General features: G+C 58.9%; 11 protein-coding genes and 1 riboswitch. Of the genes, 5 read left to right on the top strand and 6 right to left on the bottom strand.

Annotation, left to right across the window (positions count from 1 at the left end; translation table 11 throughout):
- Positions 1 to 174: 174 nt before the first annotated feature.
- Complete coding sequence (locus CCX46_RS28465; protein ID WP_127930091.1) at positions 175 to 1,944, top strand: flavin monoamine oxidase family protein; 1,770 nt, start codon at positions 175 to 177, stop codon at positions 1,942 to 1,944.
- A gap of 371 nt (positions 1,945 to 2,315) precedes the next feature.
- Here CCX46_RS28465 and CCX46_RS28460 read toward each other — a convergent pair whose 3' ends face one another.
- Positions 2,316 to 2,813 (bottom strand): hypothetical protein, encoded by a 498-nt coding sequence (locus CCX46_RS28460; RefSeq protein WP_127930090.1) that lies wholly within the window; start codon positions 2,811 to 2,813, stop codon positions 2,316 to 2,318.
- A 323-nt stretch (positions 2,814 to 3,136) separates the two neighbouring features.
- Between CCX46_RS28460 and CCX46_RS28455 the strand changes: the two genes are divergently transcribed.
- Both CCX46_RS28455 and CCX46_RS28450 read left to right on the top strand, forming a co-directional pair.
- Positions 3,137 to 3,688 carry a cytochrome b gene (locus tag CCX46_RS28455; protein ID WP_127930089.1) on the top strand — a complete coding sequence of 184 codons (552 nt, stop codon included), beginning with the start codon at positions 3,137 to 3,139 and terminating at the stop codon, positions 3,686 to 3,688.
- A gap of 31 nt (positions 3,689 to 3,719) precedes the next feature.
- The gene (locus tag CCX46_RS28450) at positions 3,720 to 4,295 is read left to right on the top strand and encodes a YceI family protein (RefSeq protein WP_007913714.1); all 576 of its coding nucleotides are present in this window, start codon (positions 3,720 to 3,722) and stop codon (positions 4,293 to 4,295) included.
- Between the two features lie 258 nt (positions 4,296 to 4,553).
- Here the strand turns inward: CCX46_RS28450 and CCX46_RS28445 are convergent, their stop codons facing one another.
- The 4 genes from CCX46_RS28445 to ahcY all read right to left on the bottom strand — a co-directional run bounded on the left by CCX46_RS28445 (position 4,554) and on the right by ahcY (position 10,080).
- Positions 4,554 to 6,440, bottom strand: a complete 1,887-nt coding sequence (locus CCX46_RS28445; RefSeq protein WP_127930088.1) for a DEAD/DEAH box helicase — start codon at positions 6,438 to 6,440, stop codon at positions 4,554 to 4,556.
- A 222-nt stretch (positions 6,441 to 6,662) separates the two neighbouring features.
- Positions 6,663 to 7,475, bottom strand: coding sequence for a substrate-binding periplasmic protein (locus CCX46_RS28440; RefSeq protein ID WP_127930087.1), 813 nt, complete (start codon positions 7,473 to 7,475; stop codon positions 6,663 to 6,665).
- Positions 7,476 to 7,668: 193 nt separating this feature from the next.
- Positions 7,669 to 8,514, bottom strand: a complete 846-nt coding sequence (metF, locus tag CCX46_RS28435; protein ID WP_007913720.1) for a methylenetetrahydrofolate reductase [NAD(P)H] — start codon at positions 8,512 to 8,514, stop codon at positions 7,669 to 7,671.
- Between the two features lie 156 nt (positions 8,515 to 8,670).
- Entirely contained in the window at positions 8,671 to 10,080 is a 1,410-nt protein-coding gene (ahcY, locus tag CCX46_RS28430) for an adenosylhomocysteinase (RefSeq protein WP_007913721.1), read from the bottom strand.
- Positions 10,081 to 10,103: 23 nt separating this feature from the next.
- A riboswitch (S-adenosyl-L-homocysteine riboswitch) is annotated at positions 10,104 to 10,202 on the bottom strand.
- Between the two features lie 198 nt (positions 10,203 to 10,400).
- Between ahcY and CCX46_RS28425 the strand changes: the two genes are divergently transcribed.
- Both CCX46_RS28425 and CCX46_RS28420 read left to right on the top strand, forming a co-directional pair.
- The gene (locus CCX46_RS28425) at positions 10,401 to 10,808 is read left to right on the top strand and encodes an acyl-CoA thioesterase (RefSeq protein ID WP_016984776.1); all 408 of its coding nucleotides are present in this window, start codon (positions 10,401 to 10,403) and stop codon (positions 10,806 to 10,808) included.
- 174 nt (positions 10,809 to 10,982) lie between these two features.
- Positions 10,983 to 11,870: a formate/nitrite transporter family protein gene (locus tag CCX46_RS28420; RefSeq protein WP_127930086.1), complete on the top strand. Its 888-nt coding sequence runs from the start codon at positions 10,983 to 10,985 to the stop codon at positions 11,868 to 11,870.
- Here CCX46_RS28420 and CCX46_RS28415 read toward each other — a convergent pair whose 3' ends face one another.
- Positions 11,871 to 13,136, bottom strand: coding sequence for a cation:proton antiporter (locus CCX46_RS28415; protein WP_127930085.1), 1,266 nt, complete (start codon positions 13,134 to 13,136; stop codon positions 11,871 to 11,873). It lies immediately after the preceding gene.
- Positions 13,137 to 13,250 lie beyond the last annotated feature (114 nt).

Here is a 13,250-nt window from a genome sequence, read left to right as displayed (position 1 = left end):
CAAGCCTATGCAATGCGTCGCGCGGGGACAACCCATTGTGTCGATTGAGCTACTTTGTATGAGCCGATAGACGTCGCTGGCGGCGTTTTGATGGCTAACGTATTCTTCGCGGTTCTTTGGGTCGTCTGACCCGCACAACTGCTTTTTCCTACGAGTATTTCCGGAGTTCGCTGAATGTCTGTCGGTTGGCTGCGCGCCTGTGCGCTGGTGATGTTGGGGCTGTTCAGCGTTACAGCGCTGGCCAAGGATAAAACTGCAATCGTGATCGGCGGCGGCCTCTCGGGCCTGACTGCCGCTTATGAGCTGCAAAACAGAGGCTGGCAGGTCACCCTGCTGGAAGCCAAACCGAGCCTGGGCGGACGCTCGGGCATGGCCACCAGCGAGTGGATCGGCAACGACAAGACCCAGCCGGTGCTGAACAAGTACGTGTCGACCTTCAAGCTCGGCACCACGCCGGCCCCTGAATTCGTGCGTACCCCGGGCTACCTGATCGACGGCGAGTATTTCTCTGCCGCCGATCTGGCGACCAAGCAGCCAGCCACTGCTGATGCCTTGAAGCGCTACCAGAAAACCCTCGACGATCTGGCGCGTTCGATCGACGATCCGCAAAACCCGGCGGCGACCAGCACCCTGCACGCGCTGGACCAGATCACCGTATCGAGCTGGCTCGATAAGCAAAACCTGCCGGCCACCGCGCGTCAGCTGATCAACCAGGATATCCGCACCCACTACGACGAGCCTTCGCGCCTTTCGCTGCTGTACTTTGCTCAGCAGAACCGTGTCTATCGCGGCATCTCCGACCGTGACCTGCGTGCTTCGCGTCTGGTCGGCGGCAGCCAGGTGCTGGCACAGGCGTTCGTCAAACAGATCAAAACGATCAAGACCAATTCGCCGGTGTCGGCGATCACTCAGGACAAGGACGGCGTGACTGTCAAGGTCGGCGCTGTTGGCTATCAGGCTGACTACGTGGTGTTGGCCGTGCCGCTGCGTGCACTGAACAAGATTGCCCTGACCCCGGCGCTGGATGCTCAGCACTTGGCCGCGATCAAGGGCACCAACTACGGCTGGCGCGACCAGATCATGCTGAAGTTCAAGACGCCGGTGTGGGAAAGCAAGGCGCGCATGTCCGGCGAGATCTATAGCAACACCGGTCTCGGCATGCTCTGGATCGAGCCTGCCCTGAAGGGCGGCGCCAACGTGGTGATCAACCTGTCCGGCGACAATGCCCGCGTGATGCAGGCGTTCGGCGACAAACAGATGGTCGATCAGGTGCTGATCCGTCTGCACGCGTTTTATCCACAGGCCCGTGGCTCGTTCACCGGTTATGAAATCCGTCGTTACAGCACCGACCCGTCGATGGGCGGCGCCTACCTGGCTTACGGCCCGGGGCAGATCAGCAAGTTCTGGCGCCTGTGGGAACGTCCGCTGCAACGCGTGACGTTCGCCGGCGAACACACTGACACCTTGTACCCGGGCACGCTGGAAGGCGCATTGCGCACCGGTCAGCGTGCGGCCAGTCAGGTTGAAGATCTGGCGGCAGGCAAATCGTTCGAGCCAGCCAAAGTGGTTCCGGCTGCAGCAGCGGCAGGCGCGGCGGGTGCCGTGGCGGCGAAGAAGGGCAACTTCTTCACTAATCTGTTCGGCGGTTCGGATGACGAGAAGAAGCCTGAGCCTGTGAAGGCGCCAGAGCCGGCTCCTGCACCGGTCGCTCCAGCGCCTGCGCCGACCCCGGCACCTGCGCCAGCTCCGGTGGAAGCACCGAAACCAGCGACCCCGGTGAAAGCTGAACCGGCGAAGAAAGCAGCGGCCAAGCCAGCGGCGAAGAAGCCTGCAGCTAAAACCGAGGCGAAGAAGGCCCCGGCCAAACCGGCAGCGAAAAAGGCCGAACCGGCGAAGAAGCCAGCGGCCAAGCCGGCAGCCACTACTGAGACCAAGGCGCAGTAAGCCTTTGCTTCAATAAAAACGCGGCCATGAGGGCCGCGTTTTTTTTTGCCAGAAGCGCGCACTTCAATCCTTCCCGGTGCAGTCTCAAGGCTTACCTTTGCGCAGGACACTTCCCACAAAACAATCAGAACGAAACGATAGCGGGTGCCGGATCTCCAACTTTATGCTTGAAAAAATTGGAGGCGCTCGATGAAAAGTCTAATGGCAATAGTTCTGTTGATGACACTTTCCGGTTGTGCCAATGGACGTTTCTTTCCTGGAGGTTATGGTGCTGAACTTGCCCATCAATGCAAGATAGATCCATATAGCGCGGATTGCTTGCAGCCACCGGCGGTTTTCACCAACTAATCAATCAAAATAACTCAGGCGTATTAAAAGTCCCATTTGAAGAACTCCGTGCCGTTCGGTAATTTTCGGAGCCATCGTTGCTTGGGTTTTCGAATGCGCCCGGGGACAAAACCGAAGCGGGCCCAGCGCAGATTCCCGTTGCGCTGATCGTAGATGACCAGGTTTCCGTCGTCCTGCATCGTCATGTAGGTGTTGTGCCAGAGCGATTTGTCGAGGCTGTGCGTGCTTTCAGCAATCCACAAGCGCCGTCGGGAAGGGTTGTAGAGAAAGCCGTTGTTGCTGATGACAAACTGCAGTGGCTCACGCATCTTTTTTGGATGCAAAGTTAAACTGTAAGGCTGATTGCTATCGGCAATCCACACTACCGTTTCACCGTCTTTGATCACAAGATTTCCATCGCCCTGCAATATAAGGCGGAATCGACCGTTCTCGGATTGCAGATATTGGTCTGGGGTCAAGGTCTGGTTCGGCGGTAACTCGGAAGTACCACTTGCTTGAAAGGGGCTGTAACGAAGAGCCATGTTGTTGACCTTTTCAAAGAATGATTGAGTCATCATTTGATCAGGTGCAGAGGTACAATCAGCGATACATAGTTATCGATTGGGAATTTCTCTGGCGACTACCTTCCTGTGATCGCCACCTGCTCCGGGGAGCGTCGGATCAGCCCGCGAGAATCGAGCAGCATGGCCCGAGCGCTGTGCGGAAAAACCTCCTTTAATCTTTCCTTAACACGCCACTTCCAGACTCTTGATCGTATTTCTCGATATTTCAAAGCAAAATTTTCCGCTTTAATTCGATAGATAACTCGCTAGTCTTGGTTCGCAGTTCTCACAGGATTTGGGCAATGCAGCTACGTAACTCTTCTTCGCGCTATGGTTGGGTCAGCATCTTCATGCACTGGGGTGTGGCGCTGGTGGTCTTCGGGCTGTTCGCGCTGGGCTTGTGGATGGTCGGGCTGGATTACTACAGCAGCTGGCGCAAAGAAGCGCCGGATCTGCACAAGAGTATCGGTCTGGTGCTGTTGGGTCTGATGGTGTTGCGGGTGCTGTGGCGCTTTATCAGCCCACCGCCGCCGACGCTGCAAAGCTACAGCCGCATGACCCGTATCGGTGCCAAATTCGGCCACGGGTTTCTGTATCTCGCGCTGTTCGCTGTGATGATTGCCGGTTACCTGATTTCCACCGCAGACGGTGTCGGGATCCCGGTGTTTGGCCTGTTTGAAGTTCCTGCACTGCTCTCCGGGCTACCGGATCAGGCAGATACCGCTGGGGTGATTCATCTCTGGCTGGCGTGGGCGCTGGTAATTTTTTCCGGTCTCCATGCGTTGGCAGCATTGAAGCACCACTTTATCGATCGTGATGCGACCCTGACGCGAATGCTCGGTCGCAAAGCCTGAAATTCAACCTCGACTCAAAGGAAAAGAAAGCATGTTGAAAAAGACTCTGGCCGCTCTGGCAATCGGTTCTGCACTGCTCTCGGCCCAGGCCATGGCAGCGGACTACAAAATCGACAAGGAAGGCCAGCACGCCTTCGTTGACTGGAAAATCAGCCACCTGGGTTACAGCTTCATCCACGGTACCTTCAAGGATTTCGACGGTACTTTCTCGTGGGATTCGGCCAAGCCTGAAGCCAGCAAGATCTCGGTTGATGTGAAAACCGCCAGCCTGTGGTCGAACCACGCTGAACGTGACAAGCACATCGCCAGCAAAGACTTCCTGGACGTGGGCAAGTTTGCTGATGCCAAGTTCGTCTCCACCGCCGTTAAATCGACCGGTGAAAAGACTGCTGACGTGACTGGCGACCTGACCCTGCACGGCGTGACCAAACCTGTAACCTTCAAAGCCACATTCAACGGCGAAGGCAAGGATCCATGGGGCGGCGAGCGTGCTGGCTTCAACGCCAAGACCACCCTCAACCTGAACGATTTCGGGATCAAGGGCCCAGGTCCTACCTCGCAGACTGCGGATCTGGACATCTCGCTGGAAGGCGTGAAAGTTAAGTAACTTTCGCTCGCCACACAAAAACGCCCCGGTCGAAAGGCCGGGGCGTTTTTTATTGTCTACGACACACACACACTTCCCTGTGGGAGCGAGCCTGCTCGCGAAGGTGACGGGTCAGTCAGCATTGATGTTGGCTGAATGACCGCTTTCGCGAGCAGGCTCGCTCCCACAGGGGATATGCGGTGATTCAGGGGTGTTTGTGGCGCCTAAAAAAATGCCCCGGCTCTTGCGAGGCGGGGCATTTTTCATGGCAGCGTCAACTCAGCGATTGCGGGTCAGCAGCGCTGGTTTCTCGCCACGCGGGCGGCTTGGCAGTTGATCGAGCTGCTCAGGCGTCGGGAAGCGGTCGGCTTTCGATTCCTTGTGCATGATCTTCGGCCCGGTGCTGCGCGGGTTTTGTACGGCCGGTTCGCTGCGTGGCTGATCGTCACGGGCTGGACGACGGTTGCGCGACGACGAAGCGGACTCGTCGCGACGACCCGACTGACCATCACGCGGTGCGCCGTTGCGCGGGCCGCCACTGCGTTTGGCGGGCGGGGTGCCGGTGCTCGAGCCGTTGCTGTTGCGCGGACCGTTCTGACGACCCTGCGACTGACCGCCGCGTGGTGCGCCCGAACCTGCGCCAGCACCTTGAGCCGGTGCGCCTGGACGACGGCCGCGACCGCCTGCCGGGGCAGGCTTGGGCACGTAGTCAACGCGGTTACCGAAGTTATCCACATCGTCGTCGAGGAACTCGTCCGGTGCACGATCAGCCGCCGCACGTGGCGGTTGGCTCGGGCGCTGTTCGCGGGCTGGAGTGCCTTCGCGCGGTTTCTGCTGACGGGCAGGGCGCTCGCCACGTTCACCGGCCGGTTTTTCCTTGCCCTTGTCTTTGCCTTTGTCTTTACGACCGCCGCCACCGCCGCCGCCATTCGGCCCGTCACCGCGTGGGCCACGTGGATTGCGCGGGTTACGCACGTCCGGACGCTCACGCACTTCCGGCTTCTCGGCTTCAATGGTGCTCGAATCGAAGCCCATCAGGTCGCCGTCGGCGATTTTCTGCTTGGTCATGCGTTCGATGCTTTTCAGCAGTTTTTCTTCGTCCGGCGCGACCAGCGAGATCGCCTCGCCCGAACGACCGGCACGGCCGGTACGGCCGATACGGTGAACGTAATCTTCATCGACGTTCGGCAGTTCGAAGTTGACCACGTGTGGCAACTGATCAATGTCCAGACCGCGTGCGGCGATGTCGGTGGCAACCAGGATACGCACCTGGTTGGCCTTGAAGTCGGCCAGCGCTTTGGTGCGCGCGTTCTGGCTCTTGTTACCGTGGATCGCCACAGCCGGCAGGCCGTGCTTGTCCAGGTACTCGGCCAGACGGTTGGCGCCGTGCTTGGTGCGAGTGAACACCAATACCTGTTCCCACGCGCCGGCGGTGATCAGGTGGGCCAGCAGCGCACGTTTGTGGCTGGCAGGCAGACGGAATACGCGTTGTTCGATGCGCTCGACCGTGGTGTTCGGCGGCGTCACTTCGATGCGTTCCGGGTTGTGCAGCAGCTTGCCGGCGAGGTCGGTGATGTCTTTGGAGAACGTCGCCGAGAACAGCAGGTTCTGACGCTTGGACGGCAGGCGCGCGAGGACTTTCTTCACGTCGTGCACAAAACCCATGTCGAGCATGCGGTCGGCTTCGTCGAGGACGAGAATTTCCACGTGGGACAGGTCAACGCTGCCTTGGCCGCACAGATCGAGCAAACGACCCGGGCAGGCGACGAGCACGTCGACGCCACGGGACATGGCCTGAACCTGCGGGTTCATGCCGACGCCGCCGAAGATGCAGGCGCTGACGAATTTCAGGTCACGGGCGTAGATCTTGAAGCTCTCGTGAACCTGGGCCGCGAGTTCGCGGGTCGGGGTCAGGACCAGTACGCGCGGTTGACGCGGGCCATGACGCTGGGATTTGTCCGGGTGACCGTTGGGGAACAACCGCTCCAGGATCGGAAGGGCGAAACCGCCGGTTTTACCGGTACCTGTCTGTGCCGCAACCATCAGGTCGCGACCTTGCAACACGGCGGGAATGGCCCGCTGTTGCACCGGAGTAGGCTCGGTATAGCCCGCATCTTCGATGGCGCGGACTAAAGCCTCGGAGAGACCGAGGGAAGCAAAGGACATGAGTAATCCTGTTTTAGTTAGGGCTTGGCCCAATGGGAGTCTTGCCTGGCGCGAATGGCGTTTAAGAGGACGCAATCCCGTCCGGTCCTGCTGCGGTTCCGAAGGCACGTCTGGAGCGCTCGCGCGGGCTGCAAAGCTGCGCTGTAGCGGGTCGAGAGGCCTGTTACGGTTCCGGGCGTCCGGGCGTGAGCCTGGCGGGAACGCCGGAGTATAACAGAGCAATCACTGCGCGCTGCTTTCCTGCTGCTCAACGGTTTTGCGGTTGGCCGTGGCTGAATTCATTGAAGGGCTGCTGGCGGGTGCGGCGCCGTAGCGTGCGCTGAGCTCGGCATACGCCGGTTCGCGCTTGAAACGTTTAAGTTCGGCACCAAAACGTTGCACCAATAAATCCATGCCGGCATTGCGCCGAACCGCGAGAAACTGGCTTTGGCGGCTAATGACGGTGGGGTTTTCAGTGATCTGATCGCGGATATTCAGCTCATCGAGCAAATGCTGACCGACACGGCGATCAGTGATCAGCAAGTCGATGCGACCTCGCACCAGTTTTCCAAAGTTGGCTTCGTGGGTCGGTGCCGGTTCACGGCTAAACAACGTTGATTCGCTGAAATCGGGGCTGTACAGATAACCCGGCGAAGTGCCGATGGTCAGGCCTTTGAGTTCTTCGAGTTTGCTGAACGGGTGCGGCCGGTCATTGGCGTAGAACATCACGAACTCGACGTCCGACAGCGGTTCACTTGGGTAAAGCAGGGTGGCGTCGCGCTCTTCGCTGTGAAAAATGTCCAGTGCACCGTCGGCCTGACCGGTTTCAAGCATCGACAGGCAGCGCTTCCATGGCAGGAATTGCCATTCGACTTCAATGCCCAGACGTTTGAAGACGATGGCCGTGGTTTCGTAGTCGAGCCCGAGGTTCTTGCCGCCTTCTTCATACACGTACGGCGCCCATGGCTCGGTGACAATACGCAGCTTCTCGCCTCGAGCGGCGAAGCTCAGGCAAGCAAAAACCAGCACGGCGAATAATTGCGTGATCAAAGGCATGGCTTGAGATTACGACGAGAAACGCGAAAGAGCCAGAAAGTGCCGGCACAAGCTCTGTTTCGGGCATTTAAAAGCAAAAGATCGCAGCCTTCGGCAGCTCCTACACGGGATACGAAATCTCAATGTAGGAGCTGCCGAAGGCTGCGATCTTTTGATCTTGCTTGTCGCTTTCAGCTTGAAGCTTGAAGCTGCTTCAACGCGGCAACTTCAGGTTATTCCAGATCGCCAGACTAGGCTCAGCCTGGTTCATGGAATAGAAGTGCAGCCCCGGCGCGCCGCCCTGCAACAAGCGTTCGCACATCTCGCTGACGACTTGCTCACCAAAGCGCTGAATGCTTTGTGTGTCATCGCCGTAGGCTTCCAGTTGCTTGCGGATCCAGCGCGGGATTTCCGCACCGCAGGCGTCGGAGAAGCGCGCGAGTTTGCTGTAGTTGGTGATCGGCATGATCCCCGGCACGATCGGCAGATCGACACCCTGCGCCTGCAAACGGTCGACAAAGTAGAAGTAGCTGTCGGCGTTGAAGAAGTACTGGGTGATCGCGCTGTCGGCACCGGCGCGAGCCTTGCGCACGAAGTTGGCCAGATCGTCTTCGTAGTTGCGTGCTTGCGGATGCATCTCCGGGTAAGCGGCAACTTCGATGTGGAAATGGTCACCGGTTTCTTCACGAATGAATTCAACCAGCTCATTGGCGTGACGCAGCTCACCGCTGGTCATGCCCATGCCGGACGGCAGGTCACCACGCAGGGCAACGATGCGCTTGATGCCGGCAGCCTTGTACTCGTTCAGCAGGCCGCGCAGGTCGTCCTTGCTGTCGCCGACGCACGACAGGTGCGGTGCGGCCGGAATTTTGACTTCGCTTTCCAGTTGCAGAACGGTGTTGAGGGTGCGATCACGGGTCGAACCACCAGCGCCATAGGTGCAGGAAAAGAAGTCGGGGTTGTAGGTGGCCAGCTGACGGGCAGTGGCGAGCAGTTTTTCATGCCCAGCATCGGTCTTGGTCGGGAAGAACTCGAAGCTGTAGCGACGGTCTTGGGACATGGTCATACCCTTGGAAACAAGAACCTTCGAGGCGCTGCAATCCCATGTGGGAGCGAGCCTGCTCGCGAAAGCGCCGGGTCAGACAACACGGATGTTGAATGTTGAGACGCCTTCGCGAGCAGGCTCGCTCCCACAGGGAGAGCGAGCAAGCGCCTGTTAGTAGCGGTAAGCGTGCGGCTTGAACGGGCCTTCGACGGTCACGCCGATGTAGTCAGCCTGTTGCTTGGTCAGTTGAGTGACCACGCCGCCGAAGCCGCGAACCATTTCCAGAGCCACTTCTTCGTCGAGTTTCTTCGGCAGTACTTCAACGGTCAGACGCTCGGCTTTCTGGGCTGGCGACAGGTCGGCGTACTTCTGGCCGAACAGGAAGATCTGTGCCAGCACCTGGTTGGCGAACGAACCGTCCATGATGCGGCTTGGGTGGCCAGTGGCGTTACCCAGGTTTACCAGACGGCCTTCGGCCAGCAGGATCAGGTAGTCGTCGTTCTGCGCGTCGAAAGCGCCCGGGCCGGTACGGTGGATCTTGTGTACCTGTGGCTTCACTTCTTCCCATGCCCAGTTCTTGCGCATGAAAGCGGTGTCGATTTCGTTGTCGAAGTGACCGATGTTGCAGACCACGGCGCGCTTCTTCAGGGCTTTGAGCATGTTCGCGTCGCAAACATTGACGTTACCGGTGGTGGTCACGATCAGGTCGATCTTGCCCAGCAGCGCTTTGTCGATGCTTGCTTCGGTGCCGTTGTTGATACCGTCGATGAACGGCGAAACCAGTTCGAAACCGTCCATGCACGCTTGCATGGCGCAGATCGGGTCAACTTCGGAGACTTTAACGATCATGCCTTCCTGACGCAGGGACTGGGCCGAACCCTTGCCCACGTCACCGTAACCGATGACCAGCGCTTGCTTGCCGGACAGCAGGTGGTCGGTACCGCGCTTGATCGCGTCGTTCAGGCTGTGACGGCAGCCGTACTTGTTGTCGTTCTTGGACTTGGTCACCGAGTCGTTGACGTTGATGGCCGGGATTTTCAGCTCGCCCTTGGCCAGCATGTCCAGCAGACGGTGTACACCGGTGGTGGTTTCTTCAGTCACGCCGTGAACGCGATCCAGTACTTGTGGGTACTTGTCGTGCAGCAGCTGAGTCAGGTCGCCGCCGTCGTCGAGGATCATGTTGGCGTCCCATGGCTGGCCATCCTTCAGGATGGTCTGCTCCAGGCACCACTCGTACTCTTCTTCAGTTTCGCCTTTCCAGGCGAAAACCGGGATACCGGCAGCAGCGATAGCGGCAGCAGCCTGATCCTGAGTCGAGAAAATGTTGCACGACGACCAGCGTACTTCGGCACCCAGGGCAACCAGGGTTTCGATCAGCACGGCAGTCTGAATGGTCATGTGGATGCAGCCGAGGATCTTGGCGCCTTTCAACGGCTGTTCGCCGGAGTACTTGCGACGCAGACCCATCAGAGCCGGCATTTCCGATTCGGCGATGATGGTTTCGCGACGGCCCCAGGCAGCCAGGGACATGTCGGCAACTTTGTAATCGTTAAAATCTGCAGGCGTGATAACAGCGCTCATGAAGAGCCTCCATTCGTAATGTATGCGAATGGGCGCCGTTGTGCGTTTAGTGTCTGGCCTGAGCCAGTCAACGCCCCATCCGAGCCTGACAGGTTGAACCTGCTGCAGCGCCCCTCGGACAGGTGGCGGGAAAACGGTAGCAAGTGAACGTTACCGTTTTGAAACGGTGGCGATTATAGCCGTCTAGACTGATCTTCCAAAGGGTTTCTGTCGGCCAGATGAAGATCGTTAATGACGACCATAGTCGAAGCCGCATGGAGCCTGACCGCTCAGTCTGCCAAGATACCGCCCATCGTTCGGCAAGACACTCAGGAGTGAAGATGAATTTCCACACCCGCAAATGGGTAAAACCCGAAGACCTCAACCCCAACGGCACCCTGTTCGGCGGCAGTCTGTTGCGCTGGATTGACGAAGAAGCGGCGATCTACGCGATCGTCCAGTTGGGCAATCAGCGCGTGGTGACCAAGTACATTTCCGAAATCAACTTCGTCAGCGCCTCGCGCCAGGGCGACATTATCGAACTGGGCATCACCGCCACCGAGTTCGGCCGCACCTCGATCACACTGACTTGTGAAGTGCGCAACAAGATCACTCGCAAGAGCATTCTCACCGTCGAGAAGATGGTTTTCGTCAATCTGGGCGAAGACGGCTTGCCGGCACCGCACGGGCGCACTGAAATCAAATATGTGAAAGATCAGTTCCAGGAAGATGAGTTAGTCACCAAATAACATCGGCGGCGCTTTCTTCGCGAGCAAGCTCGCTCCCACAAGGATCACGCTGTACCTGTGGGAGCGAGCCTGCTCGCGAAAGCGGTTGTTCAGTCAGCGAAGAATCATCTGCCCACTGAACAGCCATGAACCGCCGGGGTCGTAGGTAAACACCACCCCCACGGTTCCCACGCTATGACCACTCCCACCGACGGCAAGACCCCCGATCTCTCGGCCAAAGAACAGCATGAAGTCGAGAAAAACCAGCCGCCCCGCGCGGCCGTCCTGCATGAAATCATCCGCTCTCAAGGCGATCAGGAACTGGAGCGCAGCATCGCCGCACTCTGGTGGTCGGCATTGGCGGCAGGGTTGACCATGGGCCTGTCGCTGATGGGCATGGGCCTGCTCAATTCGCGCCTGCCCGACGGTGATGAATTCAAAGTGATCGCCAGCTTCGGCTACTGCGCAGGTTTTCTCGCGGTGATCCTCGCCCGTCAGCAACTGTTCACCGAAAACACCCTGACCGCCGTGCTGCCGGTCATGACCAAGCCGACCCTTCAGAACTTCGGCCGGCTGATCCGTCTGTGGACGGTGGTGCTCGTCGGCAACCTCTGCGGCACGATTCTGGTGGCGTACGTGATGCTCGAACTGCCGATCTTCGACAGCAAGACCGACGTTGCCTTCCTCGAAATCGGCCGCAAAGTCATGGAAAACCATGCCAGCCAGATGTTCGCCAAAGGCATCGTGTCTGGCTGGATGATCGCCACCATGGTCTGGATGATTCCGTCCATGGAGAGCGCGAAGATGTGGATCATCATCCTCATCACCTACCTGATGGCGCTCGGCGACTTCACTCACATCGTGGTGGGTTCGGCCGAGGTGTCATATCTGGTGTTTGCCGGCGAGCTGCCGTGGAGTGATTTCTGGATGGTCTTCGCCGGGCCGACGCTGGCGGGGAACATCATTGGCGGCAGCTTTATCTTTGCGCTGATCAGCCATGCGCAGATTCGCAGCGAGAGCGGTGCGCCGAAGGAATCTGCGGATCAGGCCGAGAAACCTGATCCGCAGGCGATCAAAAAATGATCAGTGGTGAGCAGGTTCGCTGGTGGTCGCGGGCTCGTTGCGAGTCGCGTGCTTGACCAGTTTGCCGATGGTCAGACCCTGCAACAGGATCGACGACAGCACCACGATGTAAGTGATGCTCAGCAGCAGATCGCGCTCCGGGCCCAGCGGCAGGGCCAGGGCCAGTGCCACTGAAACACCGCCGCGCAAACCGCCCCAGGTCAAAATCCGGATGGTGCCGGCCGGCACTGTCCGCCAGCGGCGCAGCAGCAGAATCGCCGGAGCCACAGTGAGCAGGCGTGACAGCAGAATGGCCACCGCCAATACACTCGCCGCCGCCACGTGCAGCCAGTTGAACGGCAGCAGCAACAGCTCCATGCCGATCAGCGCAAACAGCAGCGCGTTAAGCATGTCATCGAGCAATTCCCAGAAACCGTCCAGATAACGGCGGGTCATGTCGTTCATTGCCAGATTGCGCCCGAGGTTGCCGATGATCAGACCGGCCACCACCATCGCGATCGGCGCGGAAACGTGAATCTCCGTGGCCATCGCCGAACCGCCAATGACCAGCGCCAAGGTCAGCATCACGGTGATCTGATGCTGTTCGACGCTCTTGATCATTCGATAGACCAGATAACCGATCAGCCCGCCGAACAACACACCGCCGATGGCTTCATGAACGAACAACATGGCGGTGGCGCTGATGGTCGGGGTTTCGCCGAGTTGGGCGATGCCCAGCAATACGGTGAACACCACAACAGCTGTGCCGTCGTTGAACAGTGATTCGCCGACGATGGTGGTTTTCAGCGGCTTCGAGGCGTTGGCGGTACGCAGCACACCGAGCACGGCAATCGGGTCGGTCGGCGAAATCAGCGCGCCGAACAGCAGGCAATACAAGAAACTCACGTGCCAGCCGAACAGGGCAAAAATGTAATAGGCGAGGCTGCCGATTACCGTGGTGGCAATCAACACGCCGAAGGTTGCCAACAGGCCGATGGGCCAGCGGTAGCTGCGCAAGTCATTCAGGTTGACGTGCAAGGCGCCGGCGAACAGCAGGAATGAGAGCATCCAGTTCATCAGCAGATCGCCAAAGTCGATCTGGCCGATCAGTTGCTGCACGCGTTCTTCGAGACCGGGGTAGCCGAGTACGCTCAGGCCTTGCAGGATCAGGGAGAACAGCAGCGCAGTCACCATCACGCCGATGGTCGGCGGCAGGCCGATGAAGCGGAAGTTGACGAAGGTGAGGAGGGTGGTGAGGCAGATGAAAGCGGCGACAAGTTCAAGCATCCGGGGTCCTTTGGATGAGGGGTGAATGGAGCGCGTCCGATACTTGGGCGCAGGGGTTTGATGGGCCGAGAACGACTGAGGGCACAAGCTTCCCTCACCCCAGCCCTCTCCCGG

The organism is Pseudomonas sp. RU47, assembly GCF_004011755.1.
GTDB lineage: Bacteria > Pseudomonadota > Gammaproteobacteria > Pseudomonadales > Pseudomonadaceae > Aquipseudomonas.
This window is presented reverse-complemented; position numbering and strand designations above follow the sequence as displayed.